General features: G+C 60.5%; 21 protein-coding genes. 14 read left to right on the plus strand and 7 right to left on the minus strand.

Annotated features, from left to right (window positions below):
* Positions 1–706: 706 nt before the first annotated feature.
* The 5 genes from PQQ86_RS38425 to PQQ86_RS38445 form a co-directional block, all read right to left on the minus strand.
* The gene (locus tag PQQ86_RS38425) at positions 707–1,465 is read right to left on the minus strand and encodes an IclR family transcriptional regulator (protein WP_408279510.1); all 759 of its coding nucleotides are present in this window, start codon (positions 1,463–1,465) and stop codon (positions 707–709) included.
* 247 nt (positions 1,466–1,712) lie between these two features.
* Positions 1,713–2,672: a fumarylacetoacetate hydrolase family protein gene (locus tag PQQ86_RS38430; protein WP_408279511.1), complete on the minus strand. Its 960-nt coding sequence runs from the start codon at positions 2,670–2,672 to the stop codon at positions 1,713–1,715.
* 94 nt (positions 2,673–2,766) lie between these two features.
* Entirely contained in the window at positions 2,767–4,008 is a 1,242-nt protein-coding gene (locus PQQ86_RS38435; RefSeq protein WP_408279512.1) for a CaiB/BaiF CoA transferase family protein, read from the minus strand.
* A gap of 75 nt (positions 4,009–4,083) precedes the next feature.
* Entirely contained in the window at positions 4,084–5,310 is a 1,227-nt protein-coding gene (locus tag PQQ86_RS38440; protein WP_408279513.1) for an acyl-CoA dehydrogenase family protein, read from the minus strand.
* Positions 5,311–5,369: 59 nt separating this feature from the next.
* Positions 5,370–6,620, minus strand: coding sequence for an acyl-CoA dehydrogenase family protein (locus PQQ86_RS38445; RefSeq protein WP_408279514.1), 1,251 nt, complete (start codon positions 6,618–6,620; stop codon positions 5,370–5,372).
* A gap of 264 nt (positions 6,621–6,884) precedes the next feature.
* Between PQQ86_RS38445 and PQQ86_RS38450 the strand changes: the two genes are divergently transcribed.
* The 3 genes from PQQ86_RS38450 (at position 6,885) to PQQ86_RS38460 (ending at position 9,332) form a co-directional block, all read left to right on the plus strand.
* Positions 6,885–8,033 carry a fumarylacetoacetate hydrolase family protein gene (locus tag PQQ86_RS38450; RefSeq protein WP_408279515.1) on the plus strand — a complete coding sequence of 383 codons (1,149 nt, stop codon included), beginning with the start codon at positions 6,885–6,887 and terminating at the stop codon, positions 8,031–8,033.
* The gene (locus PQQ86_RS38455; RefSeq protein WP_091810460.1) at positions 7,973–8,851 is read left to right on the plus strand and encodes an MBL fold metallo-hydrolase; all 879 of its coding nucleotides are present in this window, start codon (positions 7,973–7,975) and stop codon (positions 8,849–8,851) included. The genes PQQ86_RS38450 and PQQ86_RS38455 overlap by 61 nt, the downstream gene beginning before the upstream one ends.
* Before the next feature lie 172 nt (positions 8,852–9,023).
* Entirely contained in the window at positions 9,024–9,332 is a 309-nt protein-coding gene (locus PQQ86_RS38460; protein ID WP_408250429.1) for a DUF1330 domain-containing protein, read from the plus strand.
* Between the two features lie 591 nt (positions 9,333–9,923).
* Here PQQ86_RS38460 and PQQ86_RS38465 read toward each other — a convergent pair.
* The gene (locus PQQ86_RS38465) at positions 9,924–10,394 is read right to left on the minus strand and encodes an acyl-CoA dehydrogenase family protein (protein ID WP_408279516.1); all 471 of its coding nucleotides are present in this window, start codon (positions 10,392–10,394) and stop codon (positions 9,924–9,926) included.
* A gap of 383 nt (positions 10,395–10,777) precedes the next feature.
* On the opposite strand from PQQ86_RS38465, the gene PQQ86_RS38470 reads away from it, so the two are divergent.
* The 11 genes from PQQ86_RS38470 (at position 10,778) to PQQ86_RS38520 (ending at position 23,609) form a co-directional block, all read left to right on the plus strand.
* Positions 10,778–11,770: a hydroxymethylglutaryl-CoA lyase gene (locus tag PQQ86_RS38470; protein ID WP_408279517.1), complete on the plus strand. Its 993-nt coding sequence runs from the start codon at positions 10,778–10,780 to the stop codon at positions 11,768–11,770.
* A gap of 3 nt (positions 11,771–11,773) precedes the next feature.
* Positions 11,774–13,126: an MmgE/PrpD family protein gene (locus PQQ86_RS38475; RefSeq protein ID WP_091810450.1), complete on the plus strand. Its 1,353-nt coding sequence runs from the start codon at positions 11,774–11,776 to the stop codon at positions 13,124–13,126.
* 100 nt (positions 13,127–13,226) lie between these two features.
* A complete protein-coding gene (locus PQQ86_RS38480; RefSeq protein ID WP_408250423.1) occupies positions 13,227–13,790 on the plus strand; it encodes an FAS1-like dehydratase domain-containing protein in 564 nt (187 codons plus the stop codon).
* 5 nt (positions 13,791–13,795) lie between these two features.
* Positions 13,796–14,350 carry a hotdog family protein gene (locus PQQ86_RS38485; RefSeq protein ID WP_408279518.1) on the plus strand — a complete coding sequence of 185 codons (555 nt, stop codon included), beginning with the start codon at positions 13,796–13,798 and terminating at the stop codon, positions 14,348–14,350.
* 138 nt (positions 14,351–14,488) lie between these two features.
* Positions 14,489–15,889, plus strand: coding sequence for an MFS transporter (locus tag PQQ86_RS38490; RefSeq protein ID WP_177205251.1), 1,401 nt, complete (start codon positions 14,489–14,491; stop codon positions 15,887–15,889).
* Between the two features lie 23 nt (positions 15,890–15,912).
* On the plus strand, positions 15,913–16,662 hold the full coding sequence (locus PQQ86_RS38495; protein WP_408279735.1) for an electron transfer flavoprotein subunit beta/FixA family protein: 750 nt from the start codon (positions 15,913–15,915) through the stop codon (positions 16,660–16,662).
* 31 nt (positions 16,663–16,693) lie between these two features.
* The gene (locus PQQ86_RS38500) at positions 16,694–17,638 is read left to right on the plus strand and encodes an electron transfer flavoprotein subunit alpha/FixB family protein (protein WP_408250538.1); all 945 of its coding nucleotides are present in this window, start codon (positions 16,694–16,696) and stop codon (positions 17,636–17,638) included.
* A gap of 510 nt (positions 17,639–18,148) precedes the next feature.
* Positions 18,149–19,720 (plus strand): class I adenylate-forming enzyme family protein, encoded by a 1,572-nt coding sequence (locus PQQ86_RS38505; RefSeq protein WP_408279519.1) that lies wholly within the window; start codon positions 18,149–18,151, stop codon positions 19,718–19,720.
* Between the two features lie 60 nt (positions 19,721–19,780).
* Positions 19,781–20,626, plus strand: coding sequence for a fumarylacetoacetate hydrolase family protein (locus tag PQQ86_RS38510; protein ID WP_408279520.1), 846 nt, complete (start codon positions 19,781–19,783; stop codon positions 20,624–20,626).
* Between the two features lie 274 nt (positions 20,627–20,900).
* On the plus strand, positions 20,901–22,430 hold the full coding sequence (locus tag PQQ86_RS38515; RefSeq protein WP_408279521.1) for a class I adenylate-forming enzyme family protein: 1,530 nt from the start codon (positions 20,901–20,903) through the stop codon (positions 22,428–22,430).
* A 930-nt stretch (positions 22,431–23,360) separates the two neighbouring features.
* Complete coding sequence (locus PQQ86_RS38520) at positions 23,361–23,609, plus strand: hypothetical protein (RefSeq protein WP_408279522.1); 249 nt, start codon at positions 23,361–23,363, stop codon at positions 23,607–23,609.
* An 11-nt stretch (positions 23,610–23,620) separates the two neighbouring features.
* On the opposite strand, the gene PQQ86_RS38525 is transcribed toward PQQ86_RS38520, so the two are convergent.
* On the minus strand, positions 23,621–23,782 hold the full coding sequence (locus PQQ86_RS38525; RefSeq protein ID WP_408279523.1) for a hypothetical protein: 162 nt from the start codon (positions 23,780–23,782) through the stop codon (positions 23,621–23,623).
* Positions 23,783–23,966 lie beyond the last annotated feature (184 nt).

Here is a 23,966-nt window from a genome sequence, read left to right on the forward strand (position 1 = left end):
AAGGAGAACAGCGTCGTGCGTCTGAGCGGAGGGGCCAATGGCCTGTCGGACCATTTCTCACGCAGCGCCGATAGCGCAGTACGCATGGCTCGTCACCAATTCGCTCGATCCTTTTCAGACAATCGGCTCCTGGCCTGGATATGTCCAACGGATGACTTGCGGTCCCGACAATAAGGCCTTCGCTGGAGAGCAGCGGGACGTGCAGTTCGGACGTGCCAGGATCAATGCCCGGGAGCATTCTTTGAACTCGATGGAGATTACCGTCGAGGCGTGACAGACGGCCAAACAATCAGTGGGGCAACGCCCGTAACTCGCATACGTTCGGCGCAGAAGGCGCGCGTTCATTGTAATTCAGGTTAGCCGACCGGTAACTGGTCCTAGTCTGCGGCGCCGACTGGAGGCCCATTTTTTTCCGCAGCACTTCGAATATGGACGTCGTCCTGCTGGCCGACGTCGATGCACGTGCTGGACGCGTCGCGCGGATCCTCCGCAAGCCGGGCGAACCGGCGAAGGGTACCGTAGGCTCATTTTACGAAGAGGCACCTCGAAGCTCATGGGGCCCCGCCGCAAGTGAAATACCAGATCGCCGTCGCGGAGTTATGGAAATGAGCGCAGACGAGACGCTTCCGCCACCACGGGGCTTTCGCGGGTGTCAGCAGATTGATAACTTGGCTGCGGCCTACGTCAATGCGGTGGAGGGCACTTCTTAACGCTGTGGAGAGAGAGCTTTCGCAAGCACTGCCAGAGCCGGTCCAATCTCATTGCGCAGCGTGTCCACTTTGATCTGTTCCGATGGCGCGCCGCAACTGAGCGAATAGATCTGTCCGTCGCTTGCGACGAATGCGATGGCAGCCGCATTGATGCGAGGATGGAAGTCTCCAGAGTCGACTATGAACCCTTGTTCCGCAAACTGCCTGAGTGCTCCGGAAATCACGGCTTCGCGTGCTGGCCAGTTGTCCGGATCGGCTACGCGTATCTGCTCGAGCAGCATCGTGCGATCCTCTTCACGCATGCGAGCAATGTGGGCCGCGCCCATCGCAGTGTTCGCCAGAGGAAGCTGCGAACCGACGTGAAGATTGAGGACAAGCTCCGATTGCCCCTGGCAGCGTTGTGTCAGGACGATTTGCAGCCCATGGCGCATGCCCATGCTGCACGCGGCGCCAAAGCGATTGGCGATTTCCTGCATCGCGGGCCTGGCGATATCGGACAGCGGTGCTGCCGCGAGCGCGCTATAGCCCAAGCCTAGCACCGATGGACTCAACTGCAGTTTGTCGCCGTTCTGGCCAGTTAGCAAATACCCTTCGTCCTGCAGCGTTCTGCAAAGACGCCAGACGGTAGGCTGCGGCAACTTCAAAAGCCTGGCGATCTCCGAGGTTCCCAGTTCCCGCTTGGCGGTAGTGAAGCAGCGTAACACTGCCAGGCCCCGCGCCAGCGCCGTGACAAAATGGCGGTCATTGTCTGTCAACCATTCACCTCGTGCGGATCTGAAAAATCGGAATAGAGTTCTGACATCTGGCAGTGCCGCAAATTGCTGGGTACGTCATGTACGGGATTTCCGGCGTGAATGGCTGCGAGCCGGGATTTGCACCATAGCCCCGGGAGCCAGCTGGGATGTCAGGCCGTCCGGACCACAGGGTGGAGATATTACACTGCGCGGTGTTGATGAGTAAGACCCCCGACCGTCGACCGACGTGCTTGTCTCGGGCGCCGGATCAGGTCTGCGCATACCTGCCACTCAGTTGCCTCGCGATGACGCCGGTAGGCGGCGCCTTCTGGCCCGTCTCGGCGACGTACTTCATGCTGCATTCGAGCCGCGTGTCTCTGGACCAGGTGCGCTTCAGATCGTCCCGGACGTGAATTCGCAGACGCCCCAGCCCCTCGATTTCGAGTTCGACCCGGTCGCCGTCGTGGAGGGCGCTCAAGCCTCGATGGTTTGTGCCGGTCGCGACGATGTCTCCGGGTTCGAGGGCATGGATGGCGCTGACCCACTCGATGCAGCGCGCGATGTCGTGCGCCATATCATCCGTGTTGAAGTCCTGCTTGAGCATTTCGTTCACCCACAGCTGGACTTGAAGTTTCTGCGGGTCGGCAATCTCGTCTGCCGTCACAATGTATGGCCCAACAGGCGCAAAGGTGTCGCGTGACTTGGCCTGAAAGAAGACGTTGTGGGCGGGCGGTAGGCCGCGCGCCGAACCGTCTATGAAATTGACGTAGCCGAAGACGTAGGACAGCGCTTGCGCCGCGGGTACGTTGGACGCGCGCCTACCGATCACGACGCCGAGTTCTGCCTCGCCCTCGAATACGCTCGCGGGCACATCGGGCAGGAGCATGGTCTCGCCCGGTCCGATGATTGCGCCAGGAGACTTGTGAAACGCGTTAATGGGCGGCCGCGCATCGAGCGTTCCGTTCTCCATGTAGTTCACCGCCATGCAACTGATCTGCCGCGGCCGCGGCAGCGGCGCGCGCAGCGTCACGGAGGCGAGCGGCATTCCTTGTTCCGTTGCCAGCTGCGATTCGATGCGCGGGCGGTAGGCGTCGAATCCTGCAATGAGCCCGGTCATCAAATCCTGCCGATCGCGATGTGCGATATCACTCAGCACGGACGTGATGTTGACGACCCGCTCGCCCTTGAGTACGCCGAGCTGGAAGTCGTCGAAGTAGATGAGTTTCATGGCGTGCCGCTGTCTGTGTTGTGATCAATGGCCTGCTGCCCCGCCGCGTGGTGAGTTGCGCTTCCGGTGCGCACTTGCCAGCGTGGACAGACTTTCAATGGGAGGCGTTAGCGGGTACATTCGGGGCTGACCAGCCGGCGTCTGTCGCGACCACGCCGCGCTCGGCAAGGTTGGCAATGTCGCTCGCGGATAGTCCAATCTCTCGCAATACGACTTCAGTGTGCTGGCCGAGGCGTGGCGGATGCAGAGCGACGCTGCCGGGTGTTTCGCTTAATTTCACCGGTAAGCCGCCCATGCGCATGGAACCAAGCCCTGGCAGGTCGATATCGACGAGACATTCGCGTGCCTGCAACTGTTCTTCCCGAACGAGGCGATCCAGGGTGTTGATCGGTGAGCACGGTACGCCTGCGGCTTCGAAATGCTCAAGCCAATGCGCGGTTGGTTGCTTCGCGATGATCTGCGCGATCGCTGCGGCGAGGAAGTCCCTGTGCTCGGTGCGGCTGCTGTTGCTCTGAAAGCGCTCGTCCGTGACCCAGGATTGTTGGTCGAGCACCGTGCACAGATCCCTGAACATGCGGTCGTTGAAGCATGCAATGACGAGCCAGCCGTCGCATGCCTCGAACGCCCGATAGGTAGGGTTGCCGCCGAGTCCCGCGCTGCCGGTCCGCGTCGGCGGCTCGCCGGTAGCGAATAAACGCGTGAGATGCTGGCCTAGCATCGAGATTTGCCCTTCAAGCAGCGACGTGTCGACACGCTGGCCGCGCCCGGTGCGGTGACGCGCCTCCACCGCGAGCAGGACACCGATCGTGGCCATCATGCCCGCTGTGACGTCGCATACCGATGGCCCCATCTTGACCGGCCCACCATCAGGCTCGCCGGTCAAGCTCATGCCGCCCGTATACGCCTGCATGAAAAGATCATTGGCGGGCCGCTTGCTCAGCGGACCGGTCGCGCCGAAGCCGCTGATGGAGCAGTAGATGAGCCGGGGATTTGTTTCGCGAAGTTGCTCGTAGTCGAGGCCGGCGCGCGCCAGCGCGCCGACCCGGTAATTGTCGACCAGCACGTCGGCCTGGTCCACGAGGCGTCGCACAAGAGCCGCTCCCTCGGGATTTTTCAGGTCAACCGCAATGCCGCGTTTGTTGCGGTTGGTACATGCGTAGTAGCCGGCGAGAACGCCGTGGAAGCCCTCGCCCCAATATCGGCTGTCGTCTCCCACTCCGATGCGTTCCACCTTGATAACCTGCGCGCCGTAGTCACCGAGTGTCATGGAGCAGAACGGCCCCGCCATAGCGACGCCGATCTCTACCACCTTCATTCCGTCCAATGGACCAGCCATGTTATGTGTCTCCTGCAGTGTTGCTGCGATAGGGGCGCCGGAGAGCCGTCATCGCATGGTTTCTGCTGTGACTGCTCAGTGCGCGAACTCGGCAGGCTGCCGGTGCGCGTCGGACGGGTGCTCGTCCGTAAGGACGGGTACCGGCCGTCCGAGCACCACGTGGCCAGGGAGGTCGAGCAGCGCGTGGGCGATTCTGGCGCGATGCTCATGCGTCGTTCCAAGACGCATGGTCCACGCCGACACGCGTCGGAACCAGAGGTGCAGATCGAATTCCATCATGAAGCCGATGCCGCCGTGAATCACCTGAGCGTTACGGACGACGGCCTCGCATTTCTCATTGCAGAAGGCCTTCGCTTGCGATACCTCGACGGTATGTGGCAGGCCCTGATCCATCTTCCACAGGGCTTCGTACGTTAACAGTTCGCCCCCGTCGATCCAGATGATCATGTCCGCGCACATGTGTTGCACAGACTGAAACGCGCCGATCGGCTGGCCGAAGGCCTCGCGCATCTTTGCGTATTCGATGGCCATTTCGGCGTCCTTGCGGGCCGCGCCGAGCATCTGGGCGCACAGCAGCGCCGTTGCGACATCGAGCATCGCTTCGACGACTGGCCAGCCCTGGTCTAGCGCTCCAATGCATTGGCCGACCGGAACGCGCACGTCCTTGAATACGACTTCGCTCTGCTGGTCCTTCGCGGTAGTGACGAGCGCACGGTGCGTAATGCCCGCGCTGGCAGTGTCGACCAGAAAGAGGGAAAGACCTTCTGCGCCGCGCGACGCGTCGCCGGAAGTGCGGCACGCAACGAGACATGCATCGGCGCTTACGAAGTTGTCCACAAAGAGCTTGCTGCCGTTGATCACGAAGTCATCGCCCTCGCGACGCGCCGTGGTATGCACGGCAGTGGGGGAGCAGTACGCTCCGTTTTCCACGACAGCCCACGTCAAAAGCTTCTCGCCGCGAGCTACGGCGGGCAGTATCGCGTCGCGCTGCGAGTCTGATCCGTCGCGCGCGATGGTCAGTGCCGCGACTACCGTGCTCAGCAGCGGCAACGGCGCCACGGCACGGCCGATTTCCTGAAGCACGAGCCCGAGATAGACCAAAGGCATGGCCGAGCCGCCATAGGTTTCGGGCAGGCACAAGCCCTGCCAGCCGAGCTCGGCGGCCTTGTGCCAGAGCGCCGGCGGATAGCCCTTGGGATCGCGCTCCATTTCTCTCACGAGCTTGGTCGAGCATTCTCCTTGGAGGAAAGCGCGGGCCGCGTCGCGGATCATCTCTTGTTCATCATCTAGTAGGACTTGCACATCGATCTCCGTTGATTGCTCACGCCGTGCATGCCGATAGCCGGCGAGCCAATGGTTCTTCACTGAGGTTTGCGAGATTTCCGTGACGAAGGCAGGTTCAGGCCACGCCGGGCGATCTGGTCACGCATGATCTGCACGCTGCCGTGATTCACTCCCGACTGGAAAGCGCCCATCACGTTATGTGCGAAGACCCCTTCCTCAATCGCATGCGGGGAAGTACTGAGCAGCTGGGCATAGGGCCCAAGCATCTGGGTGATGGCTTCCGTCGTCTTGACGCCATGCTCGGGCGCCCACACCTTCTCGGCTGAACCTTCGTAGGTAAACTTGCCGCCGCGCTGCACGATCGACATGCTGCGCATTGTCATGAGCCGGCAGACCTGCGCCTCGGTCCACAACTCCGCCACCTTGTCGCGAATCGCTGCGTTGTTGGCAAGTGCTTCGGGTCCGTGCCGGTTCTCCTTGAGCCAGTTGACGATGTCCTCGTCGCGCCGGATCGACATCAGGTACCGCCATGCGCCCACCCGGTCGAGGTTCAGCGCTGCGGCGCCGATACCCCAGCCCTTGTTCTCTTCGCCGAGCAACGCTGTCTTCGGCACGCGCAGATCGTCGAAAAAGGTTTCGTTGGTGCGGGCTTCGCCGTAGGTTGTGCCGTGCGGTGCGCCCGGTGAATTCTGTATGGTCCATAGCGGGCGCACCGTAATACCGGGCGTATCCATGGGGATGAGGAAGATGGAGATGCCGTCGTGCTTCGGTGCGGATGGGTCAGTTCGCGCCATCAGGTAGATGTGGGTCGCCCAGTGCGCTGCTGTGGTGTAAATCTTCTGGCCGTTGATGACGTAGCCATCCGCGGTCGGTACGGCCCGGCAGCGCAGGTTGGCGAGATCCGCACCCGCATGAGGCTCAGAGAATCCGAGGCAGAACGAGACTTCGCGGTTGATCAGTCTGGGGATGAAGTACTGCTTCTGTTCCTCTGTCCCGGCCGCAAGAATGGCCGGGGCGCCGCTACCGCCCAAATCGATGCTGACGCCGGCACGCATGAATTCCTCTTCAACGATGAACTGCGAGAGCTGATCGCCGCCCTGGCCGCCATATTCCTTCGGGTAGGCGATGCCGAGCCAGCCACGTTCGCCGATCCTCCTGTAGAGCTCTTTCATCAACGGCCCGGTCCTGCCGGTCGGGCGCATCTCGCCATCCTCGGCGGCCACCTTGATGTTGTCGTCGGCAAGTACGGCGGGCGTCACGTTGTGCTCGATGAACGCGCGAACGTCGCGTCGGAGCGCTTCCTGCTCGGGGGTATAAGCGAAGTCCATTGTCTGTGCGTCTCCTGGTCAAAATCTCGGCGTAATTCGCTATGCAAATTAACAATTCATAATTACGATGCTACGGCCTTCGTTTGCGGTCGTCAAACGATTCCGTCGTAGTACAAACCCTCGACGGTTTTTCATGTTGAGCCAGAAACCTGGTGTTTTCCCCTGATCCATTGACCTGTCGGCTAACTGGTTGATATTCTAGGTCAACGAAATGCAAATTCGCACAGCGAATAATAGGTTTGAATCAGCCCCTGAGGAGAGTGCATGTGTTTTGCGGCATACCGGGAGAATGGGATCGGGAGTTCTGCGGCCGCCAGAGCCGAATCTTCCTTCCGTGTATGCGCCATCAGGAACGTTAGGTATGCCAGCTATCTGGGTCACCTATGCTCCGGGGACAATGAACGTGGGTTAGCAGCCGGCCGCGCCCTGCAGGAGGGCGAGGAAATTGACTTCGACCCGGTCGTGCCGTTGCGGGCGCCGCCCGGGATTTTCTGCATTGGTCTTGCTTACGCAGAACGCTGCCCCGAAAGGGCGTTCGCCGTGCCTGGTTATTCCGCCGCTTTCAGCCACACCGGCTTGAGTTTCGTCGGAGAGGGTGCGGCCGTCGTTCGGGCTCGCGTCCCCCAGCGTTTGGAATTCGAAGGTGAGTTCTCAGCATTCATCGGATGCGGCGATCGCGAAATCGGAAAGGTGCGGCCGCGCGAGCAAGTCATCGCTTATTCCTTTTTTAGCGACCCATCGATTCGAGACTGCCAACCCGAGCCTCAACAGTGGACGGTCGGCAAGGACGCCGACCACACCGGCGCCCTCGGGGCCTTTCCTGTCGCTGCTGAAGAGATACCGCGTGGCCGCCGAGGATTGCGGCCGCAGATCCCGCCAAACCGCAACGTGGAGCGGAGCGCCGCGACCCATGGCCGGGTCGTCGGCATCGCTATTCCTGCGTCGACGCTCAGCGAAGCGGTCGCGCTGAAGCCGGGTGACATCATTGTCGCCCGCACTCCCGCAGGCGTCGGACCGGCGCATAGACCGCCGACGCGGGTGAAACGCCGAATGTTGCCTGCGCACAAGCGAACCATCCGGCGAAACGGGCAGGACGGGTCACGCGATTGTGCAATGTTAAGTCCGCGTTGGTGCGCCGCGCCCAGCCAGCAAACGACCTGGCGTCCGTCGCACGCTATGGCCCGCGAGCGCATCGGGCTCGATAACGCGATGCCTGACTCCGCCCTCCTAAGGCAACTGGCTGGAAAAGCAGGCGCAACCGCATTTCCCCAGATGCCATTCGAACTGGCAAGGGGCGACAGTCTCCCTGGCCAATGCTTTCCACCCATCACTTACAGCGTGAGGAATATGCAATGTTCCGTCTTCCGTCCGAGCAAATCCCGGGTGTCTACCATCGCCGGGTTGGCGACCTGACAGTGACTGCCGTCTGTGACGGCTACCTGTACCCCCCTGTCGATATTGTGCAGGGGATCAGCGAGGCCGAGACTGTCCAGATGATGGTCGCTGGGCAAGGTTATCCAACCATTCGGGCTTCTATTAACGTATTTGCCATCCGCTCAGAAGATCGGACTGTGCTAGTGGATGCCGGATGTGGCAGCACGTTGGGAACAACCTGCGGCAGGCTATGCGACAACCTCGCCAAAGCCGGTATTGCGTTGGATAGTGTGCATGCTGTCCTGCTCACTCATATCCATCCCGACCACTCCAACGGTCTGACGACCGCCGACGGCGAAGCGGTTTTCGCGAACGCCGAGGTGATCGTCCATGAAGCAGAAATCGCCTATTGGCTCGACGACGCCGTCATGGCCCTGGCAGACGAGCGTGCGCGCTCGCGCTATTTTGCCGCCGCGCGCTTTTGCCTGGCACCCTATCGTGACCGCATCCGCACGTTCACTGCGGGCGAGGTGCTACCGGGCATCGTCGGCTTGCCCAGTCATGGCCATACCCCGGGCCATGTCGCCTATCGCATCTCTTCGGCTGGAGAGGACATGCTGTTCTGGGGCGACACAGTGCACGTGCCGGAATTGCAGGTGCCGCGGCCGGACATTACTGTGCGGTACGACGTCGATCAGGCCCGGGCGGCATTTTCACGCCAGGCCATTTTCGACATCTTGCTGCGTGACAACCTGGTGGTGGCCGGGGCGCATCTGCATTTCCCAGGCTTCGCCCGACTGTCCCGCACAGACGGTTCGTACCGCCTCCTCCCGGAGCCCTGGGCCCACACGCTCTGATCCGGTCTCATGTGGTCTGCGACGGTTGCAGGACGTGCAGCCATGTCGACGCGAGGTCGCAGCGAGCTGGGTAGGCCGGCGGTTGACGGCAGACCTGAACCAAAGTTCGCGGCCGAGCCTGCCTTTGCGTCGGTCCCTACGATCCGATTTTCAATCCATGCAAGTGAGGTAGATGATGAAGTGCTATCTGGTTGCGAACGTTATCGTCACCGACCCGGGGCGGTTCGCCGAATACCGCGAAAAGGTGCCGGCGGTCATTGCACAGTACAACGGGCAATATGTGGTTCGTGCCGGTGCGGTGCATCCCCTGGAGGGCGAGCTCGCCCTCCAGCGTATGATCATGCTCGAGTTTGCCTCCATGGATGCGGCGCGGCGGTTCTATGAAAGCAAAGAGTACGCGCCGCTGCTGAGGCTGCGGAAGGAAACGACACAGTCGCAGGTCGCCTTCGTCGAGGCCTTGGGCACGGAATACCTCAACTAGGGAGGGGCGAGCGCGCGGCCTCCGTCTAGCGTGAGCCCTGCTGACGGATGGCCTTTCGGTAACAGTTTTGGGATGGGACGGGGAGCCTCCCGTCCGGCGTCGGGGCGCGAATCGGCCGCGGCCGGCCTATGCCTACCGTTGGCCACCTGGCCCTGATCGCAACCAAAGAGAGCACCAGGCAAGTCCCTTGCATTTGACAGTGCTGGGGCCGCGTCCCCCAACATGGCGATCGCCCCCAAAGCGAGCCAGCCATCGACAGCATCGACGTCTTCGGCAGCCCATCCCTGTGTGAACTGATCCATGGACGCATTGCGGCACCACCCTTCTTCCGGGGTGGCATCGCCACCAGGGCGACCGGGCAGATGCCGCTGCTCGCCTGATCCTCGGCGTGTCTGGCGCGATGCGTCGCAGCCGTGATCGAAGAAACGGGTGCGTTCGCCGCTGCAGGCGGAAAATGAAGACCGAAAACCGGCCACCGATGCGGCTTGAAATCGCAAGCTCGCCTGACCCCGCCCGCTAACCGATGTCTCTGCTCAGATCAGGCAGATGGCGATGCCCTCGTGCTTCGGCACGGCGGGTCAGGTCGCGCCATCAAATAGATGTGCGTGGGCCAATGCGCGTTTGGCGTAAATCTTGCCCGTTGATGACGTAGCCCTCCGCGGTCGGTATGGCCCGGCCATGCAGGCTGGAGAGACCCGTCCCCGCATGAGGCTCAGAAAATCCGGGCATAACCAGACGTCGCGGTTGACCAGTCTGGGGACGAAGCATTGCCTCTGCTCGTCTGTCCCCGCCGCAAGAATGGCGGGCGCCGCTAACCCCCAAATCGATGCTGACGCCGGCGCGTATGAATTCCTCCTCCGCAATGAACTTCGAGAGCTGGCCGCCATACTCCTTCGGATAGGCGCTGCCGAGCCAGCCACACTCGCCGATCTGCCAATAGAGCTCCCTCGTCAGCGGTCCGGTCTTTCTCGCCGGGCGCAGCACGTCGTGCTCGCAAGCCACTTCAATCTTGTCTTCGATCAGTACATCCGGCACGAGGTCGCGCAATGAACACGGAAACATTGAGTTTGCGTCGTTTCCCGCTCGTGGCTAAGCGAAATCCGACGGTTGCTTGGCTCGGCGCCGGAAGCTGGCAATATTCGCGGTGCGAATTATCAATTCTTTAGTGGGGATGCTACGAGCTTCATCTGTCGTCGTCAAACGATTCCACCATAGTGCAAACCCTGTTCGTGCTGACGAAAATGGCGCGCTACCTGGTGCTTTCCCGCGATCCCTTGACCTCTTTGCAAACAGGCTGCTATTCTGAAAGTGCGAAATGACAATTCGCACAGCGAATAGTAAGAATCGTAGGCCGGGATGGGCCGGTTCAAACAAACCACGCCGCAATCTCAAGCCGCGTCAGCGACGATAGGTGGTTCTACTAAGCTTTGACCGGGCCAGCCCGGATGGCCGCATTCACGGATAAAGGAAAGACAATGCCCGATTTGCCTAAAAGAGTTCAGATCAACGAGGAAGGCCCTCGCGAAGGTTTCCAGATCGAGAAGGGCACGATCCCCACCGATCGGAAGGTCGAATTGATCGACGCCTTGTCAGAGACAGGACTTAGCGAGATCCAGACGGTGTCCTTCGTGAATCCTGCCCGCGTGCCGGGCTGGGCCGACGCCGAGGAAGTGGTCAAGCGCTTTCATGCAAAGCCGGGCATCCGCTACACAGGGCTGTGGCTTAACGAAAAGGGCTTGATGCGAGCGATCGCGACCGAAAAGCTGTTCATGAAGGGGTTGATATCGCTAACTGCGTCGGAGAAATTTCTGCAGCGCAATCAGCAACGCACGCTCGCGGAAAATCTCGACGAGCAGCGCCATATGATCACTGTCTTCAAGCAGCACAACATTCCGGTTGAACGCGGCAGCATCATGGCGGCATTCGGGTGCAACTTCCAGGGCGACATTCCGGTTGGAACTATCGTCGAGATGGTGGCCCAGATCATTGATCTCGGTAAGCAGACTGGCGTCGAAATCAAGGTGGTATCGCTTGCCGACACGATGGCATGGGCGACGCCACAGAGCATCTACAGGGTGGTAGGAGCGGTCCGCGAGCGATTCCCTGACCTGCGGCTTTCGCTGCATCTGCACGATACACGCGGTATGGGCATCGCCAACGCTTTCGCTGGACTGCAGATGGGCGTGGACTCTTTCGACAGCACTGTCGCAGGCCTGGGCGGTTGTCCTTTCGCGGCGCATGCCGGCGGGGCAGGCAATGTGTGTACCGAAGATCTGGTCTTTATGCTGAATGAAATGGGCATTCAGACGGGCATCGATCTGGACAAACTGCTTGAAGTCGGACGGCTTGCGGAAGATATCGTCGGGCACCCATTGCCGGGAACTGTAAAGACTGGCGGCAGCCTGAAAGTGTTGCGCGATCGTCTACGGGCGGCCTGAGCCATGACCCAGTCACTTACGAAGAAAATCGGCGCATTCGTGGCCGCCCTTGACTTCGCGGCGATACCGGAAAAGGCCACGCAGACCGCGCGGGCGGGCTTTGTCGACTGCATTGGCGTCATGATCGCCGGTCGCGAATCCGACGCGCCGCGTATCCTGCAGCGCGTACTGGCACCCGGACGGGGCGCGGCGACGCTGGGTTTTACGCAGTCGCAGGTGAGCGCACCTGAGGCGGCATGGATCAACGGGACCGCCGCGCATGCGCTAGATTTCGACGATATGGCGGTGCGTGGCCACCCCAGCACGGTGCTCGTGCCCGCTATCCTCGCCGAGGCCGAACACCTGGACGCGAGCGGCGCCAGCATGCTGACAGCGTATGTGGCCGGCTACGAGACATGGGCCGAACTGGCGCTTCGCGAAAAAGACTCGGTGCATTCGAAGGGCTGGCATCCTACCGGCATCTGGGGCGCAGTAGCGGCGGCAGCGGCGTGTTCCTCGTTGCGACGGCTGAGCGCCGAAAGCACGAGCGTCGCGCTCGCGCTCGGCGCGTCGCAAAGCGCCGGGCTTCTTGCCAATTTCGGCACCATGACCAAACCGTTTCACGCGGGGCGCTCGGCTCATGCAGGCGTCGTCGCGGCCCGGCTTGCCGAGGCGGGGTTCACTGCATCAACCGACGCGCTCGAGCATCCGCAGGGCCTGTTGTGCGCAGTCTCTCAGCACGGCAACACGGACCGCGAGGCGGCGCCTGATACGGGCACGCGCTGGCACATCGTGCGCGAAGGCCTGAACATCAAGCAGTATCCGCTTTGCTACTGCACGCATCGGTGCATCGACGGTCTTCTCGCGCTCGTCAGAGAGAGCGGATGCACAGCGCAGGATGTCGAAAGCATTACCGCTGTCATCAGCGATCGCTACGCGACGATCCTGCGCAATCATCGGCCAAAGACCGGACTTGAGGCCAAGTTCAGCATGGAGTTTGCGATGGCCGCCACGCTGACAGCGGGGCGCGTAGGGCTCGGTGAACTGACCGACGACTTCGTCAACCGCGCCGACGTCCAGTCGCTCATGCGGCGTGTGCGGATCGAGACGGGCAGCGAGTACGACAGCAGCAACCCCGACGGTGCGCCCTACGACCAGGTCCGCGTGCAGCTGAAAAACGGCAGGGTGTTGGAGGGTTCACAGGTTCGCCGGGCGCGAGGCCATGCCGACTTGCCGTTCTCCAACGACGACCTCTACGAAAAGTTCGAACTGTGTCTCGATTCGGTGGGTGCGAAGACCGATGCGGCGTTGCTCTTCGACAGATTGATGTCCCTCGAAACCATCTCGGCGCGACAACTCACGAGCGTGCGCTCATGAAGCTCGCGAGTCACAGCAATCGCGCGAGCAGGAGTGCGCGCATATCGACTAACAGCCGGGCGGCGCATGGCGGGCCCGAGCCGACGCAAGGTGAAAGCCAATGAGTGAACCAGAAACCTATCTCACGGCCGAAGTCCGTTCGTATATCGGCATGGAGACGCAACCGGTGCCTGCGTTTGATCCGGTGGAACGGGGCGCGGTACGACGTTTCGCGCAGGCCATCATGGATGCCGATCCTGTCTTCATGGACGCGGACGCGCAACCGCGATACGGCGGTCCTGTTGCGCCGCCCCTGTTTCCGTTGACCCAGCACCGTTTGCCGTTTGGCGTCCCCGATGTCGTATCGCAGCATGCCTCGGATCCCGACTACGACGGCACGCGAAACGAGATTGCGCTGGCGCGAACGTCCGATGCAGACGCCAGGCCCACTTCGCTCCCGCCGCTGCCGCTCGACTCACTGGCGTTGCTCAATGGCGGATCGGAAATCGAACTGTATCGCTACATGCGACACGGAGAGACGCTGTATTCGACGAGTCGCTACGCGGACATCTTCGAGCGGCGAACCTCGAAGGGATTGATGGTTTTCGTCGTGACGACTACGGACTACCTCGACGAACAAAGCAACCTCGTGGCGCGTGTCAAGCTGACCACGATCCGGAGATGACATATATGAACTCGTCCGCTTTTCTCGCCGAGACACGCATCGAGCCGCGCTATTTCGACGACGTTCGAATTGCCGACCGTCTTCCGGAATTAACGAAAGGCCCGCTTACAACTACGCACCTGATGCGCTGGTCCTCCGCCATCGAGAACTGGCACAAGATCCACTATGACAGAACCTTCACTCAGGAGCACGACAGGCTGCCCGATCTGCTCGTGAACGGCTCGCTCAAACAGAACTTCCTCGTGCAGATTGTCAAGGAGTGGGCGACCCACCACGGTTGGCCATGGAAGGTGAACTTCCAGTTTCGCGCCATGGACGTGGTGGGCAGTACGTTAGTCGTCTGGGGCGAAGTAACTGGCCTGTTGAAGCTGGAGCGTTACGGGCTGGTGGAAGTGAAACTTGGCATCCGCAACCAGGACGGCCAGGAATCTACGCCAGGCTCGGCGACCATCGCGCTGCCGTACCGCGGCGGTCCAGCCGTCCCCTATCCCTTCGTGGCGCCTTCGAATGAAGAGATCACCGCTGCAAGGACAGTCGAAGAGACCCAGGCCACCGGTTAGCAGGAGCTGGCGGGTTTCAATCTGGCCGCGCGAATGCAGTAACCGGCGCGCGCAACCGTGATGCATCGATGTCAGTCACGCCGGCGATAGTCCGATGCCTTGAGCAAGGCACATATCTACAATGAGATGGAGGAGCGCGTGAACGACATAAACCAGAGATTGGACCGTCTGCCGATTGTCGGGTCCCACAAGTGGGTGATCGGCATTTTCATGTTCGCCTATTTCTTCGAGCTATCTGATCTCAGCACCTTCGCCTATGCCGCTCCCCAGCTCATCAAGAACTGGGGCATTCATCTGCACGCTATCGCGCTTATCACCTCGGCGAGCTTCGGGGGCATGTTTGTGGGCGCGCTGGTGGGCGGAGTGCTTGGCGACCGGTTTGGGCGCAAGACGGTGTTTGTCCTGTCCGTACTCGTCTACACCGTCGCTTCCTTCCTCAACGGGTTTGCCTGGGATATCTGGTCGCTTGCCGCGTTCCGACTGATAACCGGGCTGGGCTTGTCTGCAATGACTGTTGTCGCGAGCACTTATACCATCGAGTTTTTTCCGGCTCAGACGCGTGGGCGAATACTCTCCCTGATCATCGCATTCTCGCTTGTGGGTATCCCGATCACCGCATGGGTTGCCCGTGGACTTGTGACTACCGGCCCGGAGGGCTGGCGTTACATCTTCATCTGGGGCGCACTGGGCATACTGGTCGTGCCAGCAGCAATCGTGAAGTTAAACGAATCACCACGATGGCTTGAGCGCCGGGGCGAGACCGAGCGCGCGCAACGCATCGTGGCGCGATTGGAGACAGCCGCCATCGCACGTCATGGGGAACTGCCGCCATTTCGTGCGGATCAGCAGCTCTACGTCCCGCCGAAGGTATCTCACGCACAGATCTTCGGCAGCGAGTATCGCCCAAGACTGATCGTCTTCATGCTGACCTCGATCTTTAGTACGCTGGGCTTTTACGGTTTCATTGCATGGGTGCCGTCCCTGCTGGTCGAGCACGGTTTCTCCGTGGTGAAATCCCTCAGCTACTCAAGCCTGATGGCGATCTGCAATCCGCTCGGCGCCCTGATCGCAATGACAATGATCGAAAAGGTAGAACGCAAATACATGATCGCGGGGGCCGCGCTGTTTATTGCGGTGCTGGTGTCGATGTACGGATGGACCACGAATCCTGTCCTGATCGTCGCCTTCGGGGCGGCCGTGATGATCGGGCTGCAAGCCATTACCGTCGCCTTCTGGACCTTTGAGTCCGAGAGCTTTCCGACCGACATCCGCTCCGGAGCCACCGGTCTAATCTACGGCGTCGGGCGCATGGCCAACATCATTGGTCCGTTCATTGTAAGTGGCCTCTACGGTGCGTTCGGCTACTACAGCGTGTTCATGTATATCGTGACCTGCTTTCTGATCGGGGGGGCGATCGTGGCAGTTTTTGGTCCGAAGTCGACCGGGCTCTCGCTGGAAAGCATCGGCGAAGCGCAGACAGGCGCCGCGTCGAAAGCCATGTTGGACATGAAGGCCGTCAAGACCCGTGGTTCCCTGTAAGCGTGATGAGATAAGGAGTGGATGTGAAGATCCTGGTGCCAGTCAAGAGAGTGGTCGACGCAAACGTGAAGGTCAGCGTGAAATCCGATCAATCGGGTGTCGAGCTCGCCAGCGTGAAGATGTCGATGAATCCATTCGACGAAATCGCGGTTGAGGAAGCCGTTCGTCTGCGCGAAGCAGGCGTGGCAACCGAAGTGATCGCCGTGTCGGTCGGCGTGGCACAAGCGCAGGAAACGCTGCGCACGGCGCTCGCGATCGGCGCGGACCGCGCAATTCTCGTCGAGTCGAAAGACAGCCTGGAGCCACTTGCAGTCGCGAAGATCCTGAAGGCGTTGGTCGACAAGGAACAGCCTGGGTTGGTCATTCTGGGCAAGCAGGCCATCGACGACGATTCGAACCAGACCGGCCAGATGCTGGCTGCGCTGGCGAATCTGCCGCAAGCAACGTTCGCGTCGAAGGTTGTGGTCGCTGACGGCAAGGCTACGGTGTCGCGCGAAGTCGACGGCGGTGCGGAAACGCTGTCGCTGAGCCTGCCGGGTGTGATCACGACCGACCTGCGCCTGAACGAGCCGCGCTATGTGACGCTGCCGAACATCATGAAGGCGAAGAAGAAGCCGTTGGAAGTCATCAGGCCGGAAGACCTCGGCGTTGATGTGACACCACGCCTGAAGACGCTGAAGGTTGTCGAGCCGCCGAAGCGCTCAGCCGGTGTGAAGGTGCCGGACGTGAAAACGCTGGTCGAGAAGCTTAAGGCCGAAGCCAAGGTGCTTTAAGTAAAACGCGGAGACGGACGAAATGACGAATCTGGTGAATCTTGTAATAGCAGAACACGATAACGCATCGATCAAGGCCGCGACGCTGAACACGATTGCAGCCGCGCAAAAGATCGGTGGTGATATTCACGTGCTGGTGGCAGGTCACAACGCGCAAGCCGCGGCCGATGCTGCAGCGAAGATCGCAGGCGTGAGCAAGGTGTTGCTGGCCGACGCGCCGCAACTCGAAGCGGGCATCGCAGAAAACATCGAAGCGACGGTGCTGAACATCGCGAAGGACTATTCGCACATCCTCACGCCGGCGACTGCTTACGGCAAGAACATCGCGCCGCGCATCGCCGCGAAGCTCGATGTCGCGCAGATCAGCGACATCACGGCTGTAGACAGCGCTGACACGTTCGAGCGTCCGATCTACGCAGGCAATGCTATTGCAACGGTTCAGTCTCAGGATCCGATCAAGGTCATCACGGTCCGCACGACGGGTTTCGACCCGGTCGCAGCAGAAGGCGGCAGCGCAACGGTCGAGAAGATCGAAGCCGCAGCCGACACGGGTCTCTCGCAATTCGTGAGCCGTGAAGTGACGAAGCTGGACCGTCCGGAACTGACCTCGGCGAAGATCATCGTCTCGGGTGGCCGCGGTCTGGGCAACGGCGAGAACTACACGAAGGTTCTGGAACCGCTGGCCGACAGGCTGAACGCGGCGCTGGGCGCCTCGCGCGCAGCCGTCGATGCGGGGTTCGTGCCGAACGACTATCAGGTCGGCCAGACCGGCAAGATCGTCGCGCCGCAACTGTACATCGCTGTCGGCATCTCGGGCGCGATCCAGCATCTGGCCGGCATGAAGGACTCGAAGGTGATCGTTGCGATCAATAAGGATGCGGAAGCGCCGATTTTCAGCGTCGCCGATTATGGTCTGGTGGGTGACCTGTTCGCCGTGGTCCCGGAGTTGGTCGCCGACTTGAACCACGCGGGTTGAGTGGCGAATGGTCGAAACGTCGGGGATGACAATGGCGTACGAGATGCAGCGAGCCAGACGTCAGGCAGCCGACGCTGCGAATGCAGAAGATGCTTCCAACTGGCGATGGTTTTCGGAACTCCTCGAGGAAAGGAGGATACGGTGGTGTTTCACTGGAACACGCTGGCTCGTCAGCGTTGACCACAAGCATGTGGCGACCGAACAATCCTTCGACAAAGCCATACGGGCCGCACGGGCGGCATGTGAGTAACAGTGAAAAACGCACCCCCACAACGAAGCGTCGCGGTCCACCCAGCATGATTGCGCACCAATTTCGGCGCCCGCCAATGTCGAGTTGAAGGAAGGCCGCCCATACGACATCACTGAAGATTTTTGCCTCCGGTTGATCAGGTGCCGTTTTGGCCGACCTCTGTCAGCACGCCGGTCCGGGGCAAAAGGGAAGGAGCGGGCGCGGCAAGACGTTCCACATCCGCCGGCGCATAAGCGGTGGCCCCCATTCGACAGTCGGCCTTGCAGTACATATTTGTCACAGATGCCGCACCAGGAGCTTCCATGCACAACTCAGTTGGCGAATTTATCTCACAGCAGGCCCGGCGAAATCCCGACAAGGTTGCGGTTATTTTCGAGGATCAGCGCTGGTCGTTCGCGGACCTGCATCAGCGTTCCTCGGCGCTTGCGGCGAGTCTCAAAAGGCTGGGCATTGTCCGGGGAGACTGCGTATCGCTCTATTCACATAACTGCCCGGAATGGATCATTGCGTACTACGCGGTAGTGAACCTTGGAGCTATCGTCAATCCACTGAATTCGATGCTTACCTCCGAGGAAGCCGCTTATGCGATGAACGATTGCAAGGCACGCGCGGTGATAGGCTCGTCGGAGAAAATTGCTGCGATGGCAGGCGTTCTGCATAAGGCGCCGCTGGAATGGCGCATTGCATTCGGTGCTGGGTTACCAGATGGCGCATTCGCGTTCGATGACCTGCTGGCGGCTTCCCCATCTGAAACAGACTGTTTCCCCGATGAGACAATCGGCCTCGACGACCCTTGCAGTATCGGCTATACATCGGGCACGACGGGCCACCCGAAGGGCGCGTTACTCACACACCGTGCGATCGTGATGAATACCGCCATGACAGCCGTCATGCACGTGCGCACCGCGGCGGACGTCGTCGTCAGCGCGCTGCCGTGCACGCATGTGTACGGCAACATCGTGATGCATACGATGATCGCCTATGGCGGCACCCTGGTCCTCCACCGGAGTTTCGATGCCGAAAGGGTGCTGCGAAGCATCGAAGCGCATCGGGCGACCCTGCTCGAAGGTGTGCCGACGATGTACATGTATCTGCTGAATTCACCTCACCTGGGTAATTTCAATATCTCGACGCTCACGCGCGCGACCGTCGGCGGCCAAACCATGCCGGAAGCGAAGATGCGCGCGGTCGAGGAGATGTTCGGCTGCCCGCTGCTAGAACTGTGGGGCATGACGGAGCTTGGTGGTCTGGGCGCCACTCATACGCTTTATGGTCCCCGGAAGCATGGTTCGATTGGTGTGGCGTTGCCACACCAACAGATTCGTATTGTCAGTAACGAAGATGGCGAAACGCAATTGCCTGTCGGAGAGGTGGGGGAATTGCAGCTTCGCGGTCCCATCACCATGCAGGGCTATGTCGGCAATCCGGACGCGACGGCCGAGACCCTGCTCGCGGGTGGATGGCTGCGCTCGGGCGACCTGGGCTGGATGGATGAGGATGGCTTCGTGTTCATCGTCGACCGCTCGAAAGACCTGATCATCACCGGCGGATTCAATATCTATCCGGCGGAACTCGAGCGGGTGCTTGCCGAGCATCCGGGCGTCGCGATGGTCGCGGTAGGCCGGGTCGCCGATGAAACCAAGGGCGAACTGGCCAAAGCCTATGTGGTGCCGAGAGCAGGAGTCGCGCTAACTGTCGATGAGCTGGATCGTCATTGTCGTGAGCGGCTAGCGGCTTACAAGGTGCCGCGTCTGTACCAGATTGTCGATGATCTGCCAAAGACAAGTACCGGAAAAGTTCTCAGGCGAGACCTGCACAAGCTCGATTTGTAACGCGTGCAGCGCAACACCAAAAACCAGGCAATATTCAACGCAACACTTGAGGAGGATGACATGCGATTCGTGCAGTTTGAAGAAGGCGGCCAGCGCACGCTGGGTTTGGCGAAAGACGGCAAGGTCAAGGTACTCGGTCCAGCATCGCTCGACGACCTGCTTGCGAGGAACGTCGATCTCGTATCCTACGCAGCCGGTGCGGAAGTTAGCGGCGAGCGGTCTATGGGCGACTTGAAGTTTTTGCCGCCGCTTACGCGCTCTGGCAAGGTGATCTGCGTCGGTCTGAACTACAACGCCCATACGCAAGAAAGCAACTTCGAACAGCCAGACTATCCGACGCTGTTCATGCGCGTAAACACCAGCCTCGTCGCGCACAACGAACCGATCGTTCATCCGCTTGTATCGAATGCGCTCGATTTCGAAGGTGAACTGGCGGTGGTGCTGAAGAGCGGCGGCCGGTACATCGCGAAGGCCGACGCGCTCTCGCATGTGGCGGGCTACGCACTCTTCAATGATGGCTCCGTGCGCGACTATCAGTTCAAGACACCACAATGGACCATCGGCAAAAACTTCGACGGCACGGGCGCGTTTGGTCCTGAACTCGTCACGCCGGATGAAGTCCCGCACGGCGCGCGCGGCTTGCTACTCGAAACGCGCCTGAATGGCGAGATCGTGCAGTCCGCCTCCACCGACACCATGGTGTTCGATATCGAAACGCTGATATCGACCATCAGCGAGGCGATCACGCTCGAAGCTGGCGACGTCATCGTGACGGGCACGCCGTCCGGCGTCGGCTGGGCGCGCGAGCCGAAGCTGCTGATGAAGCCGGGGGATGTCTGCGAAGTCACGGTGGAAGGCTTCGTCCCGCTGCGTAATCCGATCGTGCGGGAACCCGCGCGGGGCTAGCGCGTTCGATTGTCCACCGCGCGGCACCGGCGCACGATCCGCAGACTGCGCTACCGGTGCCGCCGCGGTTTCCCGATGGAGAGAGAAAAGAGCAACGATACCCATATTGCCGCGCTCCTTATGGGGCGTGAGCATAGATATTCCCTTTCTTCCTACCAGGGAAAGTCCGACGTCGGGAGTTCCCTTGATTGTCATTGAAGCGACAAATGGATCTCAAACGTGTGATTAGAGTGAAGGTCAATTGTCTGTCACTGATGCCGCACCAGGAGCTTCCATGCACAACTCGGTTGGCGAATTTATCGCCCAGCAGGCCCGGCAACATCCCGAGAAGATTGCGGTGATTTTCGAGGACCAGCGCTGGTCGTTCGCGGACCTGCATCAGCGTTCCTCGGCGCTTGCGGCGAGTCTCAAAAGGCTGGGCATTGTCCGGGGAGACTGCGTATCGCTCTATTCACATAACTGCCCGGAATGGATCATTGCGTACTACGCGGTAGTGAACCTTGGAGCTATCGTCAATCCACTGAATTCGATGCTTACCTCCGAGGAAGCCGCTTATGCGATGAACGATTGCAAGGCACGCGCGGTGATAGGCTCGTCGGAGAAAATTGCTGCGATGGCAGGCGTTCTGCATAAGGCGCCGCTGGAATGGCGCATTGCATTCGGTGCTGGGTTACCAGATGGCGCATTCGCGTTCGATGACCTGCTGGCGGCTTCCCCATCTGAAACAGACTGTTTCCCCGATGAGACAATCGGCCTCGACGACCCTTGCAGTATCGGCTATACATCGGGCACGACGGGCCACCCGAAGGGCGCGTTACTCACACACCGTGCGATCGTGATGAATACCGCCATGACAGCCGTCATGCACGTGCGCACCGCGGCGGACGTCGTCGTCAGCGCGCTGCCGTGCACGCATGTGTACGGCAACATCGTGATGCATACGATGATCGCCTATGGCGGCACCCTGGTCCTCCACCGGAGTTTCGATGCCGAAAGGGTGCTGCGAAGCATCGAAGCGCATCGGGCGACCCTGCTCGAAGGTGTGCCGACGATGTACATGTATCTGCTGAATTCACCTCACCTGGGTAATTTCAATATCTCGACGCTCACGCGCGCGACCGTCGGCGGCCAAACCATGCCGGAAGCGAAGATGCGCGCGGTCGAGGAGATGTTCGGCTGCCCGCTGCTAGAACTGTGGGGCATGACGGAGCTTGGTGGTCTGGGCGCCACTCATACGCTTTATGGTCCCCGGAAGCATGGTTCGATTGGTGTGGCGTTGCCACACCAACAGATTCGTATTGTCAGTAACGAAGATGGCGAAACGCAATTGCCTGTCGGAGAGGTGGGGGAATTGCAGCTTCGCGGTCCCATCACCATGCAGGGCTATGTCGGCAATCCGGACGCGACGGCCGAGACCCTGCTCGCGGGTGGATGGCTGCGCTCGGGCGACCTGGGCTGGATGGATGAGGATGGCTTCGTGTTCATCGTCGACCGCTCGAAAGACCTGATCATCACCGGCGGATTCAATATCTATCCGGCGGAACTCGAGCGGGTGCTTGCCGAGCATCCGGGCGTCGCGATGGTCGCGGTAGGCCGGGTCGCCGATGAAACCAAGGGCGAACTGGCCAAAGCCTATGTGGTGCCGAGAGCAGGAGTCGCGCTAACTGTCGATGAGCTGGATCGTCATTGTCGTGAGCGGCTAGCGGCTTACAAGGTGCCGCGTCTGTACCAGATTGTCGATGATCTGCCAAAGACAAGTACCGGAAAAGTTCTCAGGCGAGACCTGCACAAGCTCGATTTGTAACGCGTGCAGCGCCAAGTAGATCTGATATTCGTGCGCGAAGCGGAGACTTTCTACGGCAGCATTGTCCACCAACTGTTCAATTGCGTAAACGCGCCAAGATTTCAACAGACCTCGACGGGCGTCGAACGAAAAACTGCACTCGTCCACCGAATCGATACGCTACGTATTCGTCACGTCTGATAGCGCCGGCTTTACTTAGAGGCATCTTGCAGGCAGGAGGGCTTCGTTGGTGCCGGAGGTAGTGACCCGTGTCCGAATTAATGCCTTCCTGACGAAGCTCCGCGCGGCAGGTTCGCTAATGACACCGAGCGTCAAAACAATACTGTGCCGTGTCGGCTCGTGCAATGCGCGGCCGGCACGTCGATTCACGACGCGTTGTACTGGCGAGACTTCGAGCGCTATTCGGCGAATTCGACGGCATCCGATTGCCGATGAAATCTCCGTCGACCGCGGACGCACACCACCACTTTCTTCGTATGCGGCCGGACCTCGTGTGCTTGTCGAAGGTAATCAGGGCCGGATATCTCTGCCGTCCATCGTGATCACGTGCGAAGAAATCGACGCCGCCCGCTACGACGACGACATGACCCCCGGTTCCCTGCACTCCCATTTGTAGACCGGCAATCCGCTCGCGTCCCGCGCGCCACTTGCCACGCTGGATCTGTTTGAGAGCGTGGATGTGTTCGACGAGAACCAACGAACATCGTCCGCGCTACCCGCAGCGTTGAAAGCCTTTGGTCTCTCATCGGGTCGTGCAGTCGGCGCGGGCGCGGACCGATCATGCGTTCGATGCGCTGATCGAAGATTCCGCCCAGGCCCTCACATTGCGGATGAGCTTCTTCGAAACATCCCTGAAACAGGAGCTTTCCTCGCGCCGATCGGTACGGCCGTTACATGATGTAGCCGTATATCCCCGACGATGAAGAACTCATGCTGGCCGCCGAGCGCGCGCAAACGCAGACTCAAACGACCGTGCGCTGGCGCGTCTCGGACGTGGTCGCGCTATACGCGTTGCCGTTTAGCTATCTGCTGCATCGCGCGCAGACCGTGGATCGCGAACACTTCGATTCGAACCCCGTACAGCTCTCGATGCCCGCTCGATCAAGCCGGGCGACTGCGAAGTGCGGGTGTTGTGCGCGATCGGTGCGTACCACACTGGGCCGACTGCCGACAAGCTGATGGCCATTTGATCAGGTGTCAAGCGCGCGCGAATCGCGAAGTCGAGCGGTGCGACGCGTTTCTGAATGGCCGCCGCGCGGTGCAATCGGAAAGACCACCGCCTCGGACCGATCAAAGACATAGTCGGCGGCGTGAAAAGCGATGGGCATGGCGACCTGCGCGGCGGTCTGCATGTTCGAAGTGCGTTGCAGATAAGGCTAGACCCCACTTGGGGCACGGGGACGAGGCCTTCCATCAGCGTGCGCCACGCGCTGCGAAAGGATGGTGTCGGGCTGGTCCCCACGATTCCGCTCGAGTTCCGGTGATCGCGTAGCCGAGTTTTCACCATTCCAGAAATCCACGCATCAATGCTCAGCA

The sequence above is a fragment of the Paraburkholderia sediminicola genome (assembly GCF_046026675.1).
Lineage (GTDB): Bacteria > Pseudomonadota > Gammaproteobacteria > Burkholderiales > Burkholderiaceae > Paraburkholderia > Paraburkholderia sediminicola_F.